The organism is Pseudomonas fulva, from assembly GCF_023517795.1.
GTDB classification, from domain to species: Bacteria; Pseudomonadota; Gammaproteobacteria; order Pseudomonadales; family Pseudomonadaceae; genus Aquipseudomonas; species Aquipseudomonas fulva_D.
On record NZ_CP082928.1, the window covers coordinates 4,733,611 to 4,756,337 of the forward strand.

27 protein-coding genes are annotated in these 22,727 nt (G+C 64.0%); 16 read left to right on the forward strand and 11 right to left on the reverse strand.

All coding sequences use genetic code 11. From position 1 onward, the window contains the following. The first annotated feature begins 4 nt into the window (after positions 1-4). The 4 genes from K8U54_RS21845 to K8U54_RS21855 are packed head-to-tail and all read left to right on the forward strand — an operon-like array spanning position 5 to position 2,370. Positions 5-409 (forward strand): MarR family winged helix-turn-helix transcriptional regulator, encoded by a 405-nt coding sequence (locus K8U54_RS21845; RefSeq protein ID WP_249907773.1) that lies wholly within the window; start codon positions 5-7, stop codon positions 407-409. A gap of 58 nt (positions 410-467) precedes the next feature. Beyond that, positions 468-1,670, forward strand: coding sequence for an MFS transporter (locus K8U54_RS21850; protein ID WP_249907774.1), 1,203 nt, complete (start codon positions 468-470; stop codon positions 1,668-1,670). Next, the gene (locus K8U54_RS25235) at positions 1,667-1,792 is read left to right on the forward strand and encodes a hypothetical protein (protein WP_283939386.1); all 126 of its coding nucleotides are present in this window, start codon (positions 1,667-1,669) and stop codon (positions 1,790-1,792) included. Before K8U54_RS21850 ends, K8U54_RS25235 begins: the two co-directional genes overlap by 4 nt. A gap of 20 nt (positions 1,793-1,812) precedes the next feature. Beyond that, the gene (locus tag K8U54_RS21855; protein WP_249907775.1) at positions 1,813-2,370 is read left to right on the forward strand and encodes a glutathione peroxidase; all 558 of its coding nucleotides are present in this window, start codon (positions 1,813-1,815) and stop codon (positions 2,368-2,370) included. A gap of 93 nt (positions 2,371-2,463) precedes the next feature. Here the strand turns inward: K8U54_RS21855 and K8U54_RS21860 are convergent, their stop codons facing one another. Further along, on the reverse strand, positions 2,464-3,765 hold the full coding sequence (locus tag K8U54_RS21860; RefSeq protein ID WP_249907776.1) for an OmpP1/FadL family transporter: 1,302 nt from the start codon (positions 3,763-3,765) through the stop codon (positions 2,464-2,466). A gap of 161 nt (positions 3,766-3,926) precedes the next feature. Beyond that, positions 3,927-4,406, reverse strand: coding sequence for a hypothetical protein (locus K8U54_RS21865; RefSeq protein ID WP_249907777.1), 480 nt, complete (start codon positions 4,404-4,406; stop codon positions 3,927-3,929). Positions 4,407-4,946: 540 nt separating this feature from the next. On the opposite strand from K8U54_RS21865, the gene dapA reads away from it, so the two are divergent. The 7 genes from dapA (at position 4,947) to K8U54_RS21900 (ending at position 11,037) form a co-directional block, all read left to right on the forward strand. Further along, positions 4,947-5,801 (forward strand): 4-hydroxy-tetrahydrodipicolinate synthase, encoded by an 855-nt coding sequence (dapA, locus tag K8U54_RS21870; protein ID WP_249907778.1) that lies wholly within the window; start codon positions 4,947-4,949, stop codon positions 5,799-5,801. A 56-nt stretch (positions 5,802-5,857) separates the two neighbouring features. After that, complete coding sequence (rnd, locus tag K8U54_RS21875; protein WP_249907779.1) at positions 5,858-6,991, forward strand: ribonuclease D; 1,134 nt, start codon at positions 5,858-5,860, stop codon at positions 6,989-6,991. Next, complete coding sequence (locus K8U54_RS21880; protein ID WP_249907780.1) at positions 6,988-7,281, forward strand: YcgL domain-containing protein; 294 nt, start codon at positions 6,988-6,990, stop codon at positions 7,279-7,281. The genes rnd and K8U54_RS21880 overlap by 4 nt, the downstream gene beginning before the upstream one ends. 15 nt (positions 7,282-7,296) lie before the next feature. Further along, the gene (locus K8U54_RS21885; protein WP_249907781.1) at positions 7,297-8,226 is read left to right on the forward strand and encodes a D-2-hydroxyacid dehydrogenase; all 930 of its coding nucleotides are present in this window, start codon (positions 7,297-7,299) and stop codon (positions 8,224-8,226) included. Positions 8,227-8,309: 83 nt separating this feature from the next. Next, on the forward strand, positions 8,310-8,759 hold the full coding sequence (locus K8U54_RS21890) for a YcgN family cysteine cluster protein (RefSeq protein ID WP_434059969.1): 450 nt from the start codon (positions 8,310-8,312) through the stop codon (positions 8,757-8,759). Positions 8,760-8,878: 119 nt separating this feature from the next. Continuing rightward, positions 8,879-10,105 (forward strand): hypothetical protein, encoded by a 1,227-nt coding sequence (locus tag K8U54_RS21895; protein WP_249907783.1) that lies wholly within the window; start codon positions 8,879-8,881, stop codon positions 10,103-10,105. A 392-nt stretch (positions 10,106-10,497) separates the two neighbouring features. Beyond that, a complete protein-coding gene (locus K8U54_RS21900) occupies positions 10,498-11,037 on the forward strand; it encodes a heme utilization protein (protein WP_249907784.1) in 540 nt (179 codons plus the stop codon). A 55-nt stretch (positions 11,038-11,092) separates the two neighbouring features. Here K8U54_RS21900 and K8U54_RS21905 read toward each other — a convergent pair whose 3' ends face one another. After that, positions 11,093-11,560, reverse strand: a complete 468-nt coding sequence (locus K8U54_RS21905) for an RNA methyltransferase (protein ID WP_249907785.1) — start codon at positions 11,558-11,560, stop codon at positions 11,093-11,095. Between the two features lie 48 nt (positions 11,561-11,608). Further along, positions 11,609-11,977, reverse strand: coding sequence for a YajD family HNH nuclease (locus tag K8U54_RS21910; RefSeq protein ID WP_249907786.1), 369 nt, complete (start codon positions 11,975-11,977; stop codon positions 11,609-11,611). Between the two features lie 120 nt (positions 11,978-12,097). Here K8U54_RS21910 and K8U54_RS21915 point away from each other — a divergent pair, with 120 nt between their 5' ends. Beyond that, complete coding sequence (locus K8U54_RS21915) at positions 12,098-12,358, forward strand: hypothetical protein (protein ID WP_249907787.1); 261 nt, start codon at positions 12,098-12,100, stop codon at positions 12,356-12,358. Between the two features lie 29 nt (positions 12,359-12,387). Here the strand turns inward: K8U54_RS21915 and K8U54_RS21920 are convergent, their stop codons facing one another. Beyond that, on the reverse strand, positions 12,388-14,427 hold the full coding sequence (locus K8U54_RS21920; protein WP_249907788.1) for a S9 family peptidase: 2,040 nt from the start codon (positions 14,425-14,427) through the stop codon (positions 12,388-12,390). Between the two features lie 190 nt (positions 14,428-14,617). On the opposite strand from K8U54_RS21920, the gene K8U54_RS21925 reads away from it, so the two are divergent. From K8U54_RS21925 to K8U54_RS21935, 3 genes are read left to right on the forward strand one after another with little or no spacing between them, the layout of a single operon-like run. Then, complete coding sequence (locus K8U54_RS21925) at positions 14,618-15,088, forward strand: MFS transporter (protein ID WP_249907789.1); 471 nt, start codon at positions 14,618-14,620, stop codon at positions 15,086-15,088. Positions 15,089-15,112: 24 nt separating this feature from the next. Beyond that, positions 15,113-15,889 (forward strand): class II glutamine amidotransferase, encoded by a 777-nt coding sequence (locus K8U54_RS21930; RefSeq protein ID WP_070886379.1) that lies wholly within the window; start codon positions 15,113-15,115, stop codon positions 15,887-15,889. Between the two features lie 29 nt (positions 15,890-15,918). Beyond that, positions 15,919-16,452 carry a DUF2937 family protein gene (locus K8U54_RS21935; RefSeq protein ID WP_249907790.1) on the forward strand — a complete coding sequence of 178 codons (534 nt, stop codon included), beginning with the start codon at positions 15,919-15,921 and terminating at the stop codon, positions 16,450-16,452. Positions 16,453-16,544: 92 nt separating this feature from the next. On the opposite strand, the gene K8U54_RS21940 is transcribed toward K8U54_RS21935, so the two are convergent. From K8U54_RS21940 to K8U54_RS21960, 5 genes are all read right to left on the reverse strand, one after another. Beyond that, positions 16,545-17,723 carry a vWA domain-containing protein gene (locus K8U54_RS21940; RefSeq protein ID WP_249907791.1) on the reverse strand — a complete coding sequence of 393 codons (1,179 nt, stop codon included), beginning with the start codon at positions 17,721-17,723 and terminating at the stop codon, positions 16,545-16,547. 9 nt (positions 17,724-17,732) lie between these two features. Beyond that, the gene (locus K8U54_RS21945; RefSeq protein ID WP_249907792.1) at positions 17,733-18,128 is read right to left on the reverse strand and encodes a GFA family protein; all 396 of its coding nucleotides are present in this window, start codon (positions 18,126-18,128) and stop codon (positions 17,733-17,735) included. Then, entirely contained in the window at positions 18,121-18,555 is a 435-nt protein-coding gene (locus K8U54_RS21950) for a hypothetical protein (protein ID WP_249907793.1), read from the reverse strand. Before K8U54_RS21950 ends, K8U54_RS21945 begins: the two co-directional genes overlap by 8 nt. A gap of 7 nt (positions 18,556-18,562) precedes the next feature. Then, positions 18,563-19,408, reverse strand: a complete 846-nt coding sequence (locus K8U54_RS21955) for an AAA family ATPase (protein WP_249907794.1) — start codon at positions 19,406-19,408, stop codon at positions 18,563-18,565. Positions 19,409-19,511: 103 nt separating this feature from the next. Beyond that, positions 19,512-20,585, reverse strand: a complete 1,074-nt coding sequence (locus tag K8U54_RS21960; RefSeq protein WP_249907795.1) for a DUF748 domain-containing protein — start codon at positions 20,583-20,585, stop codon at positions 19,512-19,514. 134 nt (positions 20,586-20,719) lie between these two features. On the opposite strand from K8U54_RS21960, the gene cysK reads away from it, so the two are divergent. Then, a complete protein-coding gene (gene cysK / locus K8U54_RS21965; protein ID WP_249907796.1) occupies positions 20,720-21,694 on the forward strand; it encodes a cysteine synthase A in 975 nt (324 codons plus the stop codon). 145 nt (positions 21,695-21,839) lie between these two features. Here cysK and K8U54_RS21970 read toward each other — a convergent pair whose 3' ends face one another. Beyond that, positions 21,840-22,727, reverse strand: coding sequence for a DMT family transporter (locus tag K8U54_RS21970; protein WP_249907797.1), 888 nt, complete (start codon positions 22,725-22,727; stop codon positions 21,840-21,842).

The window sequence follows — 22,727 nt, forward strand, 5'->3', positions numbered from 1 at the left end:
ATCCATGTTGCCGACCGAATGTTTGTGCACCCGCTTGCGTCGCGCCAGTCGTGGCGTCAGCAAACGCTATGACGACGCCCTGAGCGGGGTCGGGGTCAGCGTTGCCCAGTATTCTCTGTTGCGCCACCTGCAGCGCCTCGACCAGCCGAGCATCACGGATCTGGCCGACGCGGTGGGGCTTGAGCGCAGTACCCTGGGCCGCAACCTGCGGCTGCTCGAAGCGCGCGGCCTGGTCACCCTGCAGGACGGCGCCGATCAGCGCAACCGCCTGGTAAGCCTGACGGCCAAGGGTGCGGGCGTGCTTGCCGAGGCGCTGGAGGCCTGGCAGGCGGTGCAGCTCGACCTCAAGCAACGCCTGCAACCCCATCACCTGCAAGCGCTGGACGAATTGCTCGCCAGCCTGGATTGACCTGCCGGCGGCCTGTCGCTGCCATGTTTGCGTTTCTACCTAACAAGAAGGACATGCAATGAATTCGGTTTGGCGCACCAGCGTCTGGATCATGTTGGGGGCTTCGCTGATCCTCGCCCTGTCCCTGGGCACCCGTCACGGGTTTGGCCTGTTCCTGCCGCCGATGAGTGCGGAGTTCGGCTGGGGGCGTGGGGTATTCGCCTTCGCCATCGCCCTGCAGAACCTGATCTGGGGCATCGCCCAGCCGTTTACCGGCGCGCTGGCCGATCGCTTCGGCGCACAGCGGGCGATCATCGTCGGTGGCCTGTTGTATGCGGTGGGTCTGGTGCTGATGGGGCTGGCGGACTCGCCGCTGTCGTTGTCGCTGAGTGCCGGGCTGCTGATCGGCATCGGCCTGTCCGGCACCTCGTTCTCGGTGATCCTCGGCGTGGTCGGCCGGGCGGTGCCGGTGGAGAAACGCAGCATGGCCATGGGCATTGCCGCGGCGGCGGGTTCCTTCGGCCAGTTCGCCATGTTGCCGGGCACCCTGGGGCTGATCGGCTGGCTGGGCTGGTCGGCCGCCTTGATCGCCCTGGGCATCATGGTGGCGCTGATCGTGCCGCTGGCGGCCATGGTCAAGGACCGCCCACAGGTGAGCCAGGGGCCGCAGCAGACCCTGGGCGAGGCGCTACGCGAGGCGTGCAGCCATTCCGGTTTCTGGCTGCTGGCGCTGGGCTTTTTCGTCTGTGGTTTCCAGGTGGTGTTCATTGGCGTGCACCTGCCGGCGTACCTGGTTGACCAGCACCTGCCGGCCATCGTCGGCACCACGGTGCTGGCACTGGTGGGGCTGTTCAACGTGTTCGGCACCTATATCGCCGGCTGGCTCGGCGGGCGCCGTTCCAAACCGCGCTTGCTTAGCGCCTTGTATCTGGCGCGGGGCGTGGTTATCACACTGTTCATCACGGTGCCGCTGAGCGTATGGACGGCCTACGCCTTCGGGATCGCCATGGGGCTGCTGTGGCTGTCCACGGTGCCGCTGACCAATGGCACCGTGGCGACGCTGTTCGGCGTGCGCAACCTGTCGATGCTCGGCGGCATCGTGTTCCTGTTCCACCAGCTGGGCTCGTTCATGGGCGGCTGGCTCGGCGGTTACCTCTACGACCACACGGGCAGCTATGATCTGGTCTGGCAGATTTCCATTCTGCTCAGCGTGCTCGCTGCCGCGCTCAACTGGCCGGTTCGTGAGCAACCCGTAGCACGTTTGCAAGGAGCCCAGGCATGACGCTGAAATCGGGAGTCGCAGTGGCAGCCGGCGTTGCCGGGTTGGCGCTGCTTGCCATGGTGTTCTGGGCCTGGCGTACGGGGGGGCTGGCGATCATGCAACTGGGCATGAACCTGTGTTGAGACCGACAAGGAACGATTCGATGCGACTGTCACTGTTTGCCGTACCCATGGCCCTGCTGGCCCTGAGCAGCCCGCTCCAGGCTGCCGAATGCCCGGCGCTGCTGGCGGGCCAGGGTGAGTTGCCCAAACTGCGCTCCAAGGACCAGATCGACCTGTGCGAGCAGTTCGCCGGCAAGCCGCTGATGGTGGTCAATACCGCCAGCTTCTGCGGCTTCACCTCGCAGTTCGAAGGGCTGGAGGCGCTCAACCAGCGTTATCGCGAGCAGGGGCTTGAGATTCTCGGCGTGCCATCGGACTCATTCAAGCAGGAGTCCGATGATGCCGAGGAGACGGCCAAGGTCTGCTACGTGAACTACGGCGTGACCTTTACCATGAGCGAGACTCAGCCGGTCACCGGTAACGACGCCATCCCTCTGTTCAAGGAGCTGGCCAGGCAGACGGCCGCGCCGCGCTGGAACTTCTTCAAGTACGTGGTCGACCGCCAGGGGCAGGTGATCGCGCGCTTTTCCAGCATGACCAAGCCGGACGATCCCGAGCTGATCGCCGCTATCGAGAAGGCGATCGCCTCGGCACCTTGAGGCTAGTGCAGACATAAAAAATCGCGGCAAAGGCCGCGATTTTTATGGGCGCAAATAGCTCGGCCACCGTGCAGTGGCCGAGCGTGCCATTCCTTAGAAGCGGTAGGTCAGGGACGCGCCCAGGCCATGGGCGCTGTTCTTGTAGGTGGCGTTGTAGCTGCCGCGGGCCGGGCTGGCGCGGTTGATCTCGACTTCCTCTTCCTTGAGGTAGGAGTAGGCCAGGTCAATGGTCATGTCGTCCGTCGGGTTCCAGCCGGCGCCCAGGCTGAAGATCGTCCGGTCACCGGATGGGATGCGCGGCGAGCGGTCGGTGTTGTTGGTGGGCGTCTGATCGATGGCGATGCCGGTGCGCAGCACCCACTGCGGATTCACCTTGTAGGACAGGCCGACGGCGTGAGCCCAGGTGTCGTGCCACTCCTGCTCTTCGACGATGGTGCCGAGCGAGCCGGCGAACGCACCACCTACGCCTTCGTTCTCGATGCGCAGCTCCTTGAAGCGGCTCCAGCGCGTCCAGGTGCTGCCGGCATACAGGGTCCAGGCATCGTTGAGCTCGTGGGTGAAGGACATATCCACCGACTCGGGGGTGGTCACGTCCAGCGAGGCATCGTACTTGCCGGCCGAGGTGCCGATTGCCGGGCCCGGCCCGGAGACCCGGGTGTCGCCTTCCAGCTCGTACTTGACCCGGGAGTGATAAGTCACGCCAAGGCGCGTCTGCGGGGTGAATTCGTAGAGCACGCCGGCGTTGAAGCCGACCGCGGTGTCGTCACCCTTGATCTTGACCTTGCCGTCATTGGCGCCAGCCGGGCCGAACGGGTTGGTCAGCGAGGAGCTCAGCTCGCCTTCGATATGGTTGAAGGTCGGCCCGAAGCCCACCGACAGCTTGTCGTTGAAGCGGTAGCTCAGGGTCGGTTGTACGGTAATCACCCGCACATAGCTCTTGTCGGCGAAGTAGCGGCCCTGGAAGCCACTCTCATATTCGGTGGCCAGGCCGAAAGGGGCATAGACGCCGATACCGAACGCGACCTTCTCGTCCAGTGGCTTGACGTAGTAACCCATGGGCACGCCCGTAGTGGGGACCATGTCGCCATCGTTGCTGCCACCGTTGGCGCCACCACCACCGGCAGCCGGTGCGGTCGTGCTGCTGGTGTCGCTGATACGGCTCTTGGCATGGATAGCCGCGACACCGAAGTTGACCTGTTCGCGCTGGATGCGCGCCATGCCGGCCGGGTTGCCGAACACCGTGCTGGCGTCTTCGGCCGAAGACGAGCGACCGGCGAACGACATGCCCATGCCGGCGACGCTTTGCTCGTTGAGCGCGAAGCCACTGGCCAGGCCGTAGGTGGAGGTGGATGCGATGGCGATTGCCAGACCGGTTCTTAGGATTGTTTTACTCACGGGGTGCTCCATGGCAGGTTCGGGGAACTCTCGCTTGCTGACTGAATGGCAATTCGAAAAGTTCAGGGTGAAAACACGATCCTTCGAGGTTGAGGCTGTCCGTGAAACGCAGGATATAGAGCCTTTGGCTGCTTGGCACCTGTGACTCGACAGTCAGTTCTTCAAGCCGCACTTGCCAGCTCCAGGATGCAGCGCTGCCAGGCGCTGACGAATTCGCTCGGCTGGCGGCAGGGCGCGAAGACCTGTTGCCAGATCAGCGCCTGGCCAGCGAGATCATCGGCAGCCGGCAGCACCTTGTAGCGATGCTCGATCAGCAGCCAGGCGATGGCGGTGGCATAGCGCAGGTTGACGGTCAGTTCGAAATGCGGCGCGCCCAGGAATGCATGCTGGCTGGCCAGGCCGCGAACCCGGCTGGCCAGGTCGGGGCTGGCGGCCAGATGCTCATCCCACAGGTGGCGATGATGAAACGCCGAGATTCGGTACAGACCGTAGCCGCTGTGATTGTCCAGCTCCGCGCCAAGTGACGACTGGCAGGCCGCGACACCCAGCAGCAGGGCTTCGGCAGCGACCGACTGGCTGTCCAGGTACAACAGGGTCGGGCGGATGACGTGTTGGTTCAGGTCGCTGGCGGCGATTCCCATACGAGCCTCTACGGGGGAGGTGACCGGTGGGGGAGGGCGCTGGTGCCGAAGGGTAGCTGCCAGAGACGCCGTTTGCTCAGGTGCATGACCGATAAATCCCACTGGGAGTGGCGATTAGCCGCTCAACTTGAAGCCTAGTGGGATATTCACGCTGTAAAAGGCTGTTTTTAAATCGTTTGAGGATTTAGCTCGGCTTGCATATATCCAATTGGAACTGCAGACCGTCTTCAAGCTGCGTCGCAGCGAGATTGACACCGGTGCCTCGGGGCCGGCAGTATCGGGGCCTAGTTGTCTTGCCGAGCGTTCCATGTCCACCATCTCCCCGCCCACGCTTGCTGTCCCTGGCCTCGCTGCCCTGGATCCGTGCGTGTGCCTGGAGGCTGGCAAGTCGAAGAAACAGTCGCTCATTTGACCGGGGCGCGCTGTCCCGTCAGATGGGCTGACAGGACAGAGGCGCTGAGTCGAAGTATCCCTTCGCTACACCCCCTTCCCGCACTCCATCGACGGTGACCAGACGGTCTACACCGAGGAGTTGCATGCATGTCTAGGTTTTCTGGTATCTGGGTTGCGCTGGTGACGCCATTTCGCGGCGGGCAGGTGGATCTGCCGGCGTTGCGATCCCTGGCGGCGCATTTGATCGCAAGCGGCGCGGCCGGGCTGGTGGTCTGCGGCACCAGCGGCGAGGCTGCGGCCCTGGATGAGCAGGAGCAGCTGGCGGTGCTCGATGCGGTGCTCGAGGTGGTGCCCGCCAGCCGCGTGGTGATGGGGCTGGCCGGCAACAACCAGGTGGCGGTGCTGGCTCGCCTGCAGCGTATCCAGAGCCGGCCGCTCGCCGGCATCCTGGTGCCGGCGCCCTACTATATAAGGCCATCCCAGGAGGGCGTGCAGGCGTTCTTTCTGGCTGTCGCCGAGGCTTCGCAGCTGCCGATCATCCTGTACGACATTCCCTATCGCAGCGCCGTGCCCCTGGAGCTGCAGACCCTCCGGCAACTGGCCAGGCACCCGCGCATCGTGGCGATCAAGGACTGCGGCGGTGACGTGCGCAAGACCCAGGCGTTGATCGCCGATGACCAGCTCGATGTGCTCACCGGCGAGGACGAGCAGATCTTCACCAGCCTGTGCCTGGGCGGCAGCGGCGCCATTTCCGCGGCCGCGCATGTGCGCACTGCCGATTTCGCCAGGGTGGTCAGCTTGCTGCGCGAGGGCGACCTGCTCGCCGGGCGTGCGCTGTTCCGTCAGTTGTTGCCGTGGATACGCCTGGCCTTTGCCGAGCCCAATCCGGCGCCGGTCAAGGCCATGCTGGCCCTGCAGGGGCTGATCAACGATGAACTGCGCGCGCCGATGTTGCGCTGCTCGGACGCGTTGCGCGAGCGGCTGCGCATCGAGCTGCCATGAGCGCGCTGCAGCGGTTCACGGGATATACTGCGCGGCAATCTTTACGGGAGAGCCGCGTGACCATCGAAATTGTCTGGATTCGAGACGACGCCAGCCTGGCAGCGCACTGCGCTGTCTGGCGCAAACAGCCCTTCGTGGCGCTGGACACCGAGTTCATGCGTGTCGACACCTTCTACCCGATCGCCGGCTTGCTGCAGGTCAGCGAGGGCGAGCGTGCCTACCTGATCGACCCCTTGCTGATCGGCGACTGGGCACCCTTCGCCGCACTGCTCGAAGATCCGCAGGTGGTCAAGGTAGTGCACGCCTGCAGCGAGGACCTCGAAGTATTCCTGCGCCTGACCGGCAGCCTGCCAGCGCCGCTGTTCGACTCGCAACTGGCGGCCGGCTATCTCAATCTCGGTTTCTCGATGGGCTACTCGCGCCTGGTGCAGGCCGTGCTGGATATCGAGCTGCCCAAGGGCGAAACCCGTTCGGACTGGCTGCAGCGCCCGCTGTCCGAGACCCAGGTCAGCTACGCGGCCGAAGACGTCGTGCACCTGGCCGAGCTGTATCGCCGCCTGCAGGACACGCTGTCGGCGGAAAAGAATGCCTGGGTGCTCGAGGATGGCGCCGAGCTGGCCGCCGGCCTGCGCCGCGAGACGCCTGCCGAGGAGGCCTATCGTGACGCCAAGCTGGCCTGGAAGCTGTCCCGCGCGCAACTGGCGGTGCTGCGCGCGCTATGCGCCTGGCGCGAGCGCCAGGCGCGGGCACGCAATCAGCCGCGCAACCGGATCATCCGCGAGCATTCGCTGTGGCCGCTGGCGCGCCACCAGCCGAGCGACCTGGTCGCTCTGGCACGTATCGAGGACATGCATCCGAAAACCGTGCGTCAGGATGGCGAGACCATCCTGCAGCTGATCCGCGAGGCAGCGGCACTGCCGCCCGCCGAGTGGCCGCCGGCGATGCCCGAACCCTTGCCGATCGAAGCCTCGGGGCTGCTCAAGAAGCTACGCGCAGTCGGCCAGCGCGAGGGCGAGCGCCTGCAGATCGTGCCCGAGCTGATGCTGCGCAAGAAGACCCTCGAGGCGCTGCTCAAGAGCGGCTACCCGAACGGCCCCTACCGCTTGCCCGACAGCCTGCGCGGCTGGCGTCGCGAATTGATGGGCCAGGCGCTGCTCGACTGCCTGGCTGGCAAAGGAGAAGCCGCTTGAAACGTATCTGTTCGATCTACCGCAGCCCGCGCAAGCACGAGATGTACCTCTACGTGCTGCGCGCCGACGCGCTGACCCGTGTGCCCGAACCGCTGCTGGCTGCCTTCGGTGCGCCCGTGCATGCCTTCGACATGGTGCTCACCCCCGAGCGCGCCCTGGCGCGCGAGGACATCGGCAAGGTGCTGGAGAACCTCGACAGCCAGGGCTACCACCTGCAGATGCCGCCGCCCGAAGAAGACTACATCCAGCATCTCCCCGAGGAGCTGCTGCGCCGTAACGATCCGGTCTGAAGGGAGGACGATGCCGTGCGGGTACTGATCGCCGAGCAGGATCACGCCGACTACCAGCGATTGCTGCAGGGCGCTGCGCCGCAGCTCGAAGTCATCGTGGGCGAGGGCACGGCACTGGCCGAGCAGGCCGCCGGTTGCCCGATCTGGCTGGGTGAGCCCGACCTGTTCGCCAGCCTGCTGCGCGCCGGCCTGAAGCCGGTCTGGTTGCAGTCGACCTGGGCGGGCATCACGCCGCTGCTGGCCGAGGATCTGCCCAGGGACTACCGGCTGACCCGGGCGGTCGGCGTGTTCGGGCAGATCATGGCCGAGTACGTGCTCTGTCATATGCTCGCCCATGAACGCGAGCTGCACGCCCGCCAGCAGGCGCAGCGCGAGCAACGCTGGGATGGCCGCCTGCCGGGCAGCCTGGCCGGGCGCCGGGTAGTGATCGTCGGCACCGGTGAGATCGGCGCGGCGGTCGCCCGCTTCCTGCAGCCGTTCAACGTCGAACTGAGCGGCGTGGCCAGCAGCCCGCGCAGCCAGGCGCCATTCAGCGAAGTGGCCGCGCTCGGCGAGCTGCCGCGGCTGGTGGCCCAGGCCGATTACGTCGTCAACCTGCTGCCCAATACGCCCGCCACCCGGGACATCTATGACGCCGCCTTGCTGGCCTGCTTCCAACCCTCGGCGGTGCTGATCAACGCCGGGCGGGGCACCTCAGTGGTCGACGAGGACCTGGTCGCCGCGCTGGCCAGCGGACAGCTCGCTGCGGCGGTGATCGATGTCTGCCGTGAGGAGCCGCTACCGGCCGGCCATCCGTTCTGGACCGCGGGCAACCTGACGTTGACCGGACACAGTGCGGCGCCGACCTTGCCGCACCTGCTGGTCGAGTTGTTCCTGGCCAATCTGCAGCGTTATCAAGCGGGCGACCAGTTGCAGGGACAGGTGGATTTCGCCCGCGGCTATTGAGCCCGCCGTCGCTCGCGGCTTGTGCTGTGCGGCCTGCAGACCTAGACTGCCGGCCTTTTCGTTTCCTCCTTGCACGTTCGACCATGGCCATGCCCGCGCATCCTTTCTGGCACCACAAGACCCTCGAGCAGCTCGACCACCAGGAGTGGGAGTCGCTGTGCGATGGCTGCGGGCTGTGCTGCCTGCAGAAGCTCGAGGATGAGGATGACGGTGCGGTGTACTACACGCGCATCGCCTGCAAGCTGCTCGATCTGCAGACCTGCCGCTGCAGCGACTACCCGAACCGCAAACGCTTCGTGCCCGATTGCATCCAGCTCACGCCTGCCCAGGCCGACCAGTTCCAGTGGCTGCCGCCGACCTGCGGCTACCGGCTGGTCAGCGAAGGCAAGGATCTGCCGTCCTGGCATCATCTGGTATGCGGCGACCCCGATGCCGTACACCGCGAGCGCATCTCCCAGGCGGGGCGCATGCTCAGTGAAAACAGCGTCGCCGAGGATGACTGGGAAGAACATCTGATCTTTCGCGCCGGCTGAGTGTCTGTGATGAGCCGTTAAGGCTCGTTTAAGCACGCTGGTGTTTGATGACGCCGTTGCGCATAGTCTTGCCCTTGATCCCCCTTGACGTTCCGCCCGTTCGTTCTGGAGTCTGCCGTATGTCGATTCGCTGCCTGCTGCTGTCCGCTGTTCTGTTGAGTACCGGCACACCCCTGTGGGCCGCCGAGAAGGTCGATCTGGACTACAGGGTCAAATTCCTGCCGCAGAGCGACGAGGCTGAAGTCAGCATCACCCTGGAAAAAGGCGAGCTGGTGCGAGGGCTGAATTTCAACCTCGGCGACGAGGGCTATTACAGCGACTTCAAGGCCGACGGCGAGTGGAAGCCCGAAGGCGATAACCGCGGCCTGTGGGTGCCCGCCAAGGGCAAGAGCAGCCTGAGCTACAGGGTACGCATCAGTCATCCGCGTGGCGAAGGCCGCTTCGATGCGCGCATGACCGAGGACTGGGCATTGCTGCGTGGTGATGACCTGATTCCCAGCGCCGTGCTCAATCAGGTCGACGGCCTCGATCTGGTCGCGCGCCTGGAGTTCGACCTGCCCAAGGGCTGGCGCAGCGTCGAGACAGGCTGGCCGCGGGTGGGCAAGAACAAGTTCCGCATCGACAACCCGCAACGCAAGTTCGACCGGCCCACCGGCTGGATCCTGGCCGGCAAGATCGGCACCCGCCGCGCCAAGCTCGGCGAAACCCAGGTGACCATCGCCGCGCCGGTGGGCGAGGGCATGCGCCGGATGGATGCGCTGACGCTGCTGACCTTCGTCTGGCCGGAAATGCAGGCGGTGTTCCCCCGTGACCCTGCCAAGCTGCTGGTGGTCGGTGCCGGTGACCCGATGTGGCGCGGCGGCCTGTCGGCGCCCAACTCCTATTTCATGCATGCCGACCGCCCGCTGGTCAGCGAGAACGGCACCAGTTCGCTGGTCCATGAACTGGTGCACGTGTTCAGCCGCATCAGCGATACCGACAACAGCGACTGGATCAGCGAGGGGATCGCCGAGTATTACGCCATCGAGGTGATGCGTCGTGCCGGCGGGCTGAGTGAGGACCGCTACCAGAAGGTTCGCGAGCACCTGATCAAGTGGAGCAAGCCGGTCAAATCCTTGCGCACCGAGACCTCAACCGGGCCGGTCACCGCCCGTGCGGTGTTGCTGCTGCAGGAGCTCGATCGGGAGATTCGCCAGGCTACCAAGGACGGCCAGCAGCGCTCCCTGGACGACGTGGCCCGTGGCTTGATGCGCATGGACAAGGCCAGCACCAAGGACTTCATCGAGATCACCGAGAACGTCATGGGCCGCAGTTCCAAGGTGCTGGATACTCGCCTGCTGCGCTGACCCCAGTCGGGGTCGCTACCTGCGTTTGCGCGGTGCGCTCCCTGGGCTTGCGGAATCTGCGCGGGCCACCTTTCTGTCGGCTTTTCGATCGCCTCGCCCTGCTTCGACAGGGCGTCCGTGCCAGCAGAGCCTGGCCAGGACCTGATCGGAGTGGGTTGGCCCAGGCGAGCAGGGCTTATCTATCGGATTTATAGATGATTAATTATCGAGAAAAAATGCCCGGTCCGGTGTCATGGCGGACTGGGCGTTTTACTTGGAGGCCTAGTGATTCGTGGCTTTGACCGAGATATCAATGGAGTCGATCTTTACTATTCTCGGGATCGAGTTTTTCATCAAATTTTCTTGAGTAACATGAGCCCCATACCCACTTACTTCTTCCCAAGGAGCTCATCATGAAAACCGAATTTATCGCCAGCCTGTTTATCGCCACCCTTGCCAGCGCAGCATTCGCGCTGCCCCAGGGCCCGGTCGACGCCACCTCTTCACACTCGATCATTACCCAGAAAGTGGCTGAAGACGGCTACAAGCGTACCGGCGGCAAGATCGCCGAGAATGGCTTCGAGCGCACCGGCGGCAAACTGGTGGCCGAAGATGGCTACAAGCGTACCGGCGGCAAGATTGCCGAGAGCGGTTACCAGCATGTAGGCGGCAAGCTGGTCGCTGAAGATGGCTACAAGCGCACCGGCGGCAAGATTGCCGAAAGCGGTTACCAGCACGTAGGCGGCAAGCTGGTTGCCGAAGACGGCTACAAGCGTACCGGCGGCAAGATTGCCGAAAGCGGCTACGAGCGTATCGGTGGCAAACTGGTCGCCGAAGATGGTTACAAGCGCACCGGTGGCAAGATTGCCGAAAGCGGCTACGAGCGTATCGGTGGCAAACTGGTCGCCGAAGATGGCTACAGCCGCACCGGTGGCAAGGCCGAGATGTCCTGATCGGTCAGCCCTGAAACAAAGCCCGGCATCGTCCGGGCTTTATTTTGTCTGCGCTTCAGTACCTGGCGCCGGTACGGGTGTTGTTGCCTTTGGCCAGGCGGTCGTAGAGCACCACGTTGACCGTGGCCGCCAGGTTCATGCAGCCCTCGGTGGGGATGTAGATCACGTCCTCGCACCAGTCGCGCACGCTCTGGTCGAGCGAACCGTCTTCGGGGCCGAAGATGTAGAAGGCGCGATCCGGGTGGGTGTAGGTGGGCAGGGGGCGGGCGCCATCCACCAGTTCCACGGCGACCGGCGTGCAACCCAGGGGAATCACCTTCTGCAGGTCGTCGATGCCGATCAGCGGAATGTCCAGGTGCACGCGCTTGGTGTCGGTGACGAAGTCGCGAGCGCGCTCGTAGCGCTTGCCGGTATAGAACACCGACGCCACGCCATAGCAGCCCGCGGCACGCATCACCGCGCCAACGTTCTCCGGCGACTTGGGGTTGTAAAGACCGATGCAGCTGTATCGTTTGTTGCCCACGGACCAGGCCTCGAGAAAGGGGCCGGCATTATACGACCTGTTCGCTCCTCAGGATTTTTTCTGCAGCAGATCAGCGAGGTTGGCAAACGCCTTGTGGGTGGTTTTCGGCGCGGTCTGGCTGGCCGTCGAGCCTTCGCTGAAATACTGCTGGTCGGTGTAGCGGGCGTGTTCGTTGTCGTGACAGAACAGACACAGCAGCTCCCAGTTGGAACCGTCCTGGGGGTTGTTGTCGTGGTTGTGGTCGCGATGGTGCACGGTCAGCTCGCTCAGGCGCTTGCCGGAAAATTCCCGGGCGCAGCGGCCGCAGACGTGGGGGTACATGCGCAGGGCCTTGTCCCGGTAGCCTTCTTCACGGCTGCGCTGAGCGTCGGCGAGGATGCGGTCGAGTTTGGAGGGTGGCGTGGACGGGCTGCTCATGATCGCTCCTTGCTGGCGTATGCGCGCAGTATATAGGCAGGGCCGTGGAATCAGTCTGCACTTTCCGTCGGCGGGCATTGCCCAATGCAGCAAGTCCCACTGCCTTATGGAGTACTGACCATGCGCACCCCTCTATTCGTCCTGATCAGCCTGCTGTCGATGGGCGGCATCGCCCAGGCCCAGCAGCAGTCCGCCCCGCCCGAACCTGCCGGCGCGATTCAGACGCCCGAGGTACCTGACCCCTCCAAGGTCGATCCCGACACCCCGCCGGTGATTCGCGACGGGCGTGACAACGATGAATCCACCAAAGCCGCCCAGGATGCCTCCGAGCGTCAGCAGGAGCAGGCGCCCGAGCAGCAGGGCGAGCAGATTCCTGACTGAGGCCACGGGCTGCCGGCTGCGGCAGCCTGCTAACGGCCTGCCGCGTGCAGGCCGAGTACCTTGAAGACGAAGGCATATTCCAGGGCCACGTCACGGATGGCCTGGTAACGACCGCTCATGCCGCCATGGCCGGCTTCCAGGTCGGTCTTGAGCAGCAGCAGGTTGTCGTCGGTCTTCAGTTCCCGCAGGCGCGCCACCCACCTGGCCGCCTCCCAATATTGCACGCGGCTATCGTTGTAGCCGGCCACCGCGAGGATGGCCGGGTAACGTTGCGCCTGGACGTTCTCGTAAGGGGCATAGGCCTTGATGCGCGCATGGGCCTCCGGCTGGTTGGGGTCACCCCATTCGTCGTATTCGGTGACGGTCAACGGCAATTCCGGGTTGAGCATGGTGTTGAGCACGTCGACGAAGGGCACTTCGGCGATGGCGGCGGCAAACAGCTCAGGCCGCTGGTTGAGTGTCGCGCCGATCAACAGGCCGCCGGCGCTGCCGCCGCTGATCACCAGTTGCGAGGGGGTGGTGAAGCCTTGGGCGATCAGGTGCTCGGCGCAGGCGATGAAGTCGCTGAAGCTGTTCTGCTTGTGGGCGAGTTTGCCGGCACGGTACCAGGCCTCGCCCAGCTCGCCGCCACCGCGTACATGGGCGATGGCGAACACCATGCCGCGATCGAGCAGGCTCAGCCGTGCGTGGGAAAACCAGGGGTCGAGGCTTTCACCGTAGGCGCCGTAGCCATAGAGATAAAGAGGGGCGGCCTGGCCCAGGGCATCGCGACGCGCCACCAGGCTGATCGGCACCTGGGTGCCATCCGGCGCGGTCGCCCAGAGGCGTTGGCTCAGGTAGTCATCGGCATCGAAGTTGCCGAGAACCGGCGTCTCCTTGAGGACCCGCTGGGTGCCATCGGCCAGGTTCAACTCGCGAACCTGCGCCGGACGGTTGAGCGCTTCGTAGCGCAGGCGGATCACCGGGCTGGCGAATTCCAGGCTGTCCTGCACGTACAGGCTGTAGGCGGCGTCCGGCAGGCTGACCCGGTAGCCGGCCAACCCCTGCGGGCGTACGTCGATGACCGGCAGGCCACCCTCGCGCAGGCTGAGCACCAGCGCCGACTCGGCCAGGCTGACGCCTTCGAGCATCACCTGTTCGTTGTGCGCCACCCGTTCCTGCCAGTCGGGCCGGGTTGGTCGTTCGGGCGCAGCGCTGTACAGGGCGAAGTTGATGCCGCTCTGGTTGCTGCGAATCAGCCAGGCCCACTGGCCATCCAGCTTGCCGTGGTCGGCGTAGTACTCGTGGCCTTCTTCGCGCGCGGCCAGGCACTGGAAGGGCTGTTCGGGCGTGTCGGCGTTCAGTACCCAGGATTCCGTGGTGGTCTTGCTGCCGAGCAGCAGCACCAGCTGGCGCTCGGAGCTGCTGCGGTAGCAACTGAGAAAGAAGCGCTCGTCGGCTTCGTGGAAAACCTGGGCGCTGTGTGCATCGCCCAGGCGAAAGCGGTGCAGGGTGGCGGGGCGGTGACTATCGTCCAGCTCGCCGTAGAACAGGGTCTGGCTGTCATTAGCCCAGGTCATGCTGCCATCGCAGTTCTCGAACGGCAGCTCGCTGATGGCGCCGTTGGCCAGTTCCTTGACGAACAGCCGATAGGTTTCCTCGCCGCTGGTGTCCAGGCTGTAGGCCAGGCGCTGCTGGTCGGGGCTGATGCTGAACGCACCCAGGGACAGAAAACCACCGGCGGCAATCTCGTTGGGGTCCAGCAGCAGCTGCTCGGCGTTCTCCTCGAGTGTCAGGCTGCCATCGGCCGGGCGAGGGCAGCGAAAGTGGCGGGGATATTCGTCGCCAGCGGTGGTGCGCTGGTAATAGAGGTAATCGCCCCAGGGCGTCGGCAGGGACAGGTCGGTTTCGCGGATGCGCGCCTTGATTTCCTGGAACAGTTGCTCACGCAGCGGCAGGTCGTCCAACCTGCTTTCCAGGTAGGCGTTCTCGGCGCGCAGGTGCTCCAGTACCTCGTCGCTGTCGCGGGCCTCGAGCCAGTGGTAAGGGTCGGCGCCGGGGGCCTTGCGGGCGATGGGGGCGGTGGTCATGAACATCTCCAGAGCGGGGAGCGACAGCCGGGGGGCACTTGCAAACGCTTTCGTCTGTGCGTTTTAAGAAATGCCTCGAAGGCGCCGAACCGGGTAAAAGCCGTTATCATAAGCGCCTTTGTCGTCCGGCAAGCGCGCCAATGCGCATTCGTCCGCTCGAGCCCAGTCAAGCAAGGGAACCATCGCCCTCATGATCGAAAACGACTATCTCCTCGCCTGGGGCGCCTATGCGATTGCCGCGCTGGGCTGCCTGCTGGTGTGGTTCAGGATTACCAGCTGGATGTGGCGCTACCTGCGCGAGCCTCTGCGGGTACTGGTGGCGATTCTGCTGTTCTGCCCGACCATCGTCGACCCGGCCAAGGAGCTGTTTGCCCCTGCGGTAGCAATCGTTGCCCTCGACCTGCTGTTCAAGGTCGGCAGCAATGCCTGGCGCGCCGTGGCGGACCTGGCCATGTACGGGATGATCGCGTTTGCCGTCTACCTGCTGTTCGTGGCCATTCGCTGGCCGTTCATGAGCCGTGCCAAGGCCCGCAACGCGGCGCGCGAGCAGCAGCAGGGAGACAGCGACCTGACCCTGCGCGAGCGCCTGGAGCAGGAGCAGGAACCACGCTATTCCGAGTCACGCAGCAGCCGTGGCACTCGCGTCGAACCGCGTTTGTAAGCCCGTTCAATCGAGAGCCCGATCATGTGTGAATTGCTCGGCATGAGCGCCAACGTCCCCACCGATATCGTCTTCAGCTTTACCGGGTTGATGCAGCGGGGCGGGCGCACCGGGCCGCATCGCGATGGCTGGGGCATCGGCTTCTATGAAGGGCGCGGCCTGCGCCTGTTCCAAGACCCACGGGCGAGCAGCGAGTCGGAGGTGGCGCAGCTGGTGCAGCGCTACCCGATCAAGAGCGAGGTGGTGATCGGCCATATTCGCCAGGCCAACGTCGGCCGCGTGTGCCTGGCCAACACCCATCCCTTCGTGCGTGAGCTGTGGGGGCGCAACTGGTGCTTCGCCCATAACGGCCAACTGGCCGATTTCCGCCCGGCGCTGAGCTTCTACCGCGCCATTGGCGATACCGACAGCGAGTCGGCCTTTTGCGACCTGCTCAACCGCATTCGTACCGCCTTCCCGGAAGCCGTGCCGATCGAGGTGCTGTTGCCTGAACTTGTCGCCGCCTGCGCGGCCTATCGACAGCACGGCGTGTTCAACTGCCTGCTCAGCGACGGCGACTGGCTGTTCAGCTTCTGCTCCACCAAGCTGGCGCACATCACCCGGCGCGCGCCCTTCGGCCCTGCGCATTTGCGTGACGCCGACATGAGCGTGGATTTCCACGCCGAGACCACACCCAATGATGTGGTCTCGGTGCTGGCCACCGAGCCGTTGACCGACAACGAGCAGTGGTCGCTGTACCAGCCGGGCGAATGGCGCCTGTGGCGCGCCGGCGAATGCATCGCCCAGGGCCAGAGCAACTGACTGACGTCCCGTGGGGCGGTGAGGGAAGGATGATACGAAGTTATCTGCGTCTGGCGCTGTTCGCCCTTGGCCTGTTGCTGGGCGTTCAGGTGCCGGGCTTCATCGACGATTACGCCAAGCGCGCCGAGGCCCATCGCCTGGAGTCCGAGCAGAGCCTGAGCGGTTTTCGCGACACCGCCCGGCGCTTCTTCGATGGCGACCTGCAACGGCTGGTCGGCCATTACCGCAACAGCAGCGATCCGGTGATGCAGAGCGATGCGCGCAGCGTCGGCCTGCTGGTGGAGCGCTCCGCGCTGCTGGAGCAGGAGTCCCTGGCCATGCAGGGCCCCTGGTATCGCCAGGTCTGGCACCTGGCAACGGCCGCCGATAGCCAATTGCTGGCGGAAACCCGCGCCGCTTATCGCTATCAGGTGCTGCTGGTGCCCGAGGCAATCGCCTGGGGCATCGTCTGCGCACTGTTCCTGGCCTGGGTGGTGGAAAGCATTCTGCTGTTGCTGGCCCTGCCATTCCGGCGCCGTGAGCGTCGCGTGGCCCCAGAGCGGCAAACGCCGCGCATGCGCTGAGCGCCAATGTGTAGCCTGGGTTGGGCGAAGCGCTACCCAGGGGGACCAGCTTCCCGGGTGTCGCTGCGCTCGACCCGGGCTACAGGTGGCAGCTACTTGGCCAGAAAACGCATCCCATCCTCCAGACCCTGCAGGGTCAGCGGGAACATCTGGTCGTTGATCAGCTCGCGGATGATGCGCGTCGAGCTGGTGTAGTCCCAGGCTTCGCGCGGGTAGGGGTTGATCCAGATGAGCTTCTTGTAGGTGTCCATGAAGCGCTGCAGCCACAGGTAACCCGCTTCCTCGTTCCAGTGCTCGACGCTGCCGCCCGGCTGGGTGATCTCGTAGGGCGCCATGGCCGCATCGCCGATGAACACCACCTTGTAGTCGGCGCCGTACTTGTGCAACAGGTCATGGGTGGCAACGCGTTCGGCATTGCGCCGCAGGTTGTTCTTCCACACCGATTCGTACACGCAGTTGTGGAAGTAGAAATACTCCATGTGCTTGAACTCGGTACGGCAAGCGGAGAACAGTTCCTCGCAGACCTTGACGTGGGCGTCCATGGAGCCGCCGATATCGAACAGCAGGAGCAGCTTGACCGTGTTGCGGCGCTCCGGGCGCATCTGGATGTTCAAGAGGCCACCGTCACGGGCGGTGTGGTCGATGGTGCCATCGAGGTCCAGCTCATCTAGGGCGCCCTGGCGGGCGAACTTGCGCAGGCGGCGCAGGGCCACCTTGATATTGCGCGTGCCGATCTCCACCGAGTCGTCGAGGTTCCTGTACTCGCGCTGATCCCACACCTTGACCGCCTTGCCCTGGCGCTCGCCGGCATCACCGACGCGGATGCCTTCCGGGTTGTAGCCCCCCGAGCCGAACGGGCTGGTGCCGCCGGTGCCGATCCACTTGTTGCCGCCGGCGTGGCGTTTCTTCTGCTCTTCCAGGCGCTTCTTGAATTCCTCGATCAGCTTGTCCAGGCCGCCCAGGGACTGGATCTGCGCACGTTCCTCGGCACTCAGCGAGCGCTCGAACTCCTTGCGCAGCCACTCTTCGGGGATCAGCGCTTCGAGGTGCTGGTCGAGGTTCTGCAAACCGTCGAAGTAGGCGGAAAAGGCCCGGTCGAATTTGTCGAAATGGCGCTCGTCCTTCACCAGAATGGCGCGGGCCAGGTAATAGAACTCGTCCATGTCGGCGAACACCACCTTGTGCTCGAGCGCGCTGATCAGGTCGAGCAACTCACGCAGGGACACCGGCACCTTGGCCGCGCGCATTTCGTTGAATAGATTAAGCAGCATGGCGCGTCCTCAGTGGCGATCATCGACGGGCAGGCCGTCATTGAGGCAGTACCAGTCGGTCTTCGAGCGGGTGTAGATGTACTTCTGCTCGACAATTGGCAGGGGCTTGTCCAGCGTACCAAGTGCCTTCGACACCCACTTGAGGTAAGGCTGCTCGGAGAGCCATTGCAGGTTCGAGCCACAGCGCTGGCAGAAGGTACGGCTCACGCCGGGCGAAGAGTTGAAAGTGCTGACCGATGCCTCACCTTCGGTGAAGCGAAAATGCTCGCGGCGCACGTTGCCGTAGCTGGCGAACGCCGCGCCATGAGCTTTGCGGCACTGGCTGCAATGGCAATGGCTGGCCGACTCGACGGGCGCGTCGATCTGGTACCTGACTGTGCCGCACAGGCAGCTGCCGCTATGCATCTGGTTCATCCTCGTTATTCAACGCAGCTTGGATTTCCAATGCCAGTGCCCCTTCGCTTATGCCGGTTCCTCGCAGATGTCGAGACGTGCAGATTCGTGCGCTAACGTCGAGCCAAATGACTTTTGCTGAGCCATCCAGAGCGCTGTGATCTTCGTTGGTCGGCAAATCAAACTCGATGAAGCGATGTTCTTGGGTCAACAGCATTCCGCTAACCCAGTAGCCACCATAGATATTGGGGTTCAGTTCCATGAAGATCGATCTATCCCAGTCTATCGCTTGACCCCGCGCGTATTGCCGCAAGGCAAGCGGAATTCTGTCTGGGTTATTGCGATAAAAAGTTGCGGTTCGCAGCAGTGCTTCCCGTCTCAGTAGCGTCTGTTCCTGGACGTTCTTCTGACGCTTGCGGCGGACTCGTTCGATATCCATGCCTATATCAACGGTTACCGCGGCGTGCCATGAAGGCCAGTCGCTCGAGCAACTGCACGTCCTGCTCGTTCTTGACCAGGGCGCCGGCCAGCGGAGGAATGGCCTTGGTCGGGTCGCGCTCGCGCAGCACCGCTTCGCCGATATTGTCGGCCATCAGCAGCTTGAGCCAGTCGACCAGTTCGCTGGTCGACGGCTTCTTCTTCAGGCCCGGGACCTTGCGCACGTCGAAGAATACGTCCAGCGCTTCGGCCACCAGGCTGTTGCTGATTCCGGGGTAGTGCACGTCGACGATCTTCTGCAGGGTCTGGCGGTCCGGAAAGGCGATGTAGTGAAAGAAGCAGCGGCGCAGGAAGGCGTCCGGCAGCTCCTTTTCGTTGTTCGAGGTGATGATGATGATCGGCCGGTGCCTGGCCTTGATGGTCTCGTCGGTCTCGTAAACGTAGAACTCCATCTTGTCGAGTTCCTGCAGCAGGTCGTTGGGGAACTCGATATCGGCCTTGTCGATCTCGTCGATCAGCAGCACCACGCGTTCGTCCGCCTCGAAGGCCTCCCACAGCTTGCCCTTCTTGATGTAGTTGCGAACGTCGTGAACCTTGTCGGAGCTGAGCTGCGAATCACGCAGGCGGCTGACCGCGTCGTACTCGTAGAGGCCCTGGTGCGCCTTGGTGGTGGACTTGATGTGCCAGGTGATCAGCCGTGTGCCGAAGGACTCGGCCAGCTGCTCGGCGAGCAGGGTCTTGCCGGTGCCGGGCTCGCCCTTGACCAGCAGCGGGCGCTGCAGGGTGATGGCAGCGTTGACCGCCAGCTTGAGGTCATCGGTGGCGACATAGTGCTCGGTGCCTTCGAACTTCATCGGGAATCCTCACGCGGCAGGCGAATGGGAAAACGCCGACTATAGCGCGCCCGGCGCATGGGTGTGAACGCGCCTGGGGTATTCAGTCACTGAATGGACGCGCTCAGGGCTCCTCAGCGGCATCACGCTCGAAACCGCTGTTGAAGGCCTGGATGAAACCATTGCGCAGGATGCCGATGAACGCCTGGAAGGCGCTGACGTCCTGCTGCTTGGTGCTGCCGCGCAGCTCCACGCGGGTGGCGATCTGGTCACGCGGGCGGTTCTTGAGCACCTTCTCGCTGCCGGCCACCACCGCTTCCCAGATCGAGTGGAAGAAGCCCTTGTCCTGGTTCTCGACATCCTGCTGCCAGTCGAACACTTCCACGTCGCGCAGCAGTGGCTTGATATAGCCGCTGAGCTGGGAGTCCTCGGCGAAGGCCTCGATCACAATATCGCCGGTGCCCGATTTGAAATCGAACTTGCCATAGGCATTGGCCAGGTCATTGAGGCGCGGCAGCTGGATGTCGGTAGCCCTTACGCGGAACTCGAAATCCTGGAAGTTGTGGAAGGGGTCGAACACCGCGCTGGCTTCCAGTGGCGCCTGGTCCATCAGCTTGGCCTTGCCTTCGAAACGCGCCACGCGGTCGCCCTGTTCATCGGCCACGTTGGTCAGGTTGTACAGGCTGGCCTGGATGGCGTTGGCCTTGAGTTTTACCGGCGGCGAGGCATTGAAGTTATAGAAACCCAGGGCGCCGTCATTGACCCGCACCTCGTTGAGGGTGATGGGCAACAGCTTGTTCAGCTGCTCACGCCAGTCGGTGCCTTCACCAGTCTGCGAGTCTTCGCGGCTCTTGCCATCGACGAAGTTCACCTCCGGCCGGTCGAATACCACCCGAGCGACCACGGCGCCATTGTGCAGCAGCTCGTTCCAGCTTACCGAGATGTCGATCAGGGGGGCGTCGACGAAGGGTACCGGCAGGTCCTGGGTGACCTTGACGATACGCAGGCCGTTGATGCGGTAGCCGCCACGCCACAACGCCACGTCGACGTCCTCTATATGGCCGCGGTAATCGCCCATCTCGGCCAGCTTGTCGTTGAGGTAATTGCGCACCATGTAGGGCAGGGCGATATGCACCACCAGCAGCAGGGCGAGCAGGCCGAGGCAGATCCACAGGGGCAGGCTGTAGCGACGTTTCATCGTGGGTGTCCGGTTTCGCGGTGTCAGGAGTGGACTGCCGCCGGTCCGCCTGAGTTCGAACTTCCAGACGCTGGACGCGCCCCGGCTTGAGGCATAGGCTGACGGGCTCAGTCATGATAAGGAACCGATACACCATGAGCCGCATATATGCAGACAACGCACAGGCTATCGGCAACACGCCCCTGGTGATGATCAACCGCCTCGGGCCCAAGGGCGTGACCATCCTGGCCAAGATCGAAGGCCGCAACCCGGCCTACTCGGTGAAGTGCAGGATCGGCGCCAACATGGTCTGGGACGCCGAGTCCCGTGGCGTGCTCAAGCCGGGTATGACCCTGGTCGAGCCGACTTCCGGCAATACCGGTATCGGACTGGCCTTCGTCGCCGCTGCGCGGGGCTACAAGCTGATGCTGACCATGCCGGCCTCCATGAGCCTGGAGCGCCGCAAGGTATTGAAGGCGCTGGGCGCCGAGCTGGTGCTGACCGAGCCGGCCAAGGGCATGAAGGGCGCGATCGAGAAGGCTGCGCAAATCGCCGCTTCCAACCCCGAGCAGTACTACATGCCGCAGCAGTTCGAGAACCCGGCCAACCCGGCGATCCATGAGAAGACCACCGGGCCGGAAATCTGGAACGATACCGAGGGTGCCATCGACGTGCTGGTCTCCGGGGTCGGTACCGGCGGCACCATCACCGGTATCTCCCGTTACATCAAGCAGACCCAGGGCAAGGCGATCCTGTCCGTGGCGGTCGAGCCGGTTTCCTCACCGGTGATCAGCCAGACGATGGCCGGTGACGAAGTCAAACCCAGCCCCCACAAGATCCAGGGTATCGGCGCCGGCTTCGTGCCGAAGAACCTCGATTTGTCGCTGGTCGACCGTGTCGAGCAGGTTACCGATGAAGACGCCAAGGCCATGGCCCTGCGGCTGATGCGCGAGGAAGGTATCCTTTGCGGCATTTCCTGTGGCGCGGCGATGGCCGCAGCGGTACGCCTGGCCGAGAAGCCGGAGATGCAGGGCAAGACCCTAGTGGTGATCCTGCCCGACTCCGGTGAGCGCTACCTGACCAGCATGCTGTTCAGCGACCTGTTCACCGAGCAGGAATTGCAGCAGTAAATTTGCGTGATCAGATCGTCCCCACGCTCTGCGTGGGAACGCTTTACGGGACGTCAGGTGGTCTGCCAATTGGTGGGCTGAAGCCCACCCTACGGAGTACACGCAATTGTAGGGTGGGCTTCAGCCCACCAAAACTGAGCGTGCGTTAAGCCGGCACCTTGGCCGTAGGACGAACCACCAGCCACAAGGCGATGGCGATCAATATGCCGCCGTACAGGTGCGCCCAGGACAGCGGCTCGCCAAGCAGCAATGCGCCCCACAGCACCCCGAATATCGGAATCAGAAAGGTGGTGGTGGAGGCCTTTATCGGCCCGATGTCGTTGAGCAGGCGGAAATACAGTACGTAGGCGAAGGCCGTGCAGCCCAGGCCCAGTGCCAGCAGCGACGTCCATTCCAGCCAGCCGCCCCAACTGGCCGGTGCCTCGAGTGCCAGCGAGCCGGCGAACAGCGGCAACAGGAACAGGCTGGCGCCCAGCAGGCTGCCGAAAGCGGTGAGGCGGTTATCCAGGCGTCCCGCTATCCAGCGTCGGGTCAGAAAGCCGGCCACGCCATAGCACGCGGTGGCCAGCAGGCAGGCGAGGGCGCCAAGCAGCAGGCCCATGTCCAGCTGCGCCGGTCCGCTGCGGGTCAGCACGGCGACCCCGAACAGGCCCAGTGCAACACCCGCCGCGCGACTCGTCGTCATCGCCTCGGCGAAGAACAACGCACCGATCAGCACGCCCATCATCGGTGTGGTGGCATTGATGATCGCCGAGTAGCCCGCTGGCAGCACCAGTGCAGCCATGCTGTACATGGCCGAGGGGATGCCCGCATTGATTATCCCGAGTATCAGGCACAGGCCGATCTTGCCGTGGAAGTTCCACTTCACCCGCATCAGCAACAGAATCGCCAGCAGGCCGAGCATGGCGATGGAGGCGCGAAAGAAGGCCGTCGGCATGCTGCCGATCACCGGCGCGACGATCCGCATGAACAGAAAACTGGCGCCCCAGATCGCAGCGAGCAGCAAGAGGCGCAGCATGTCGGCAGGGCGCAA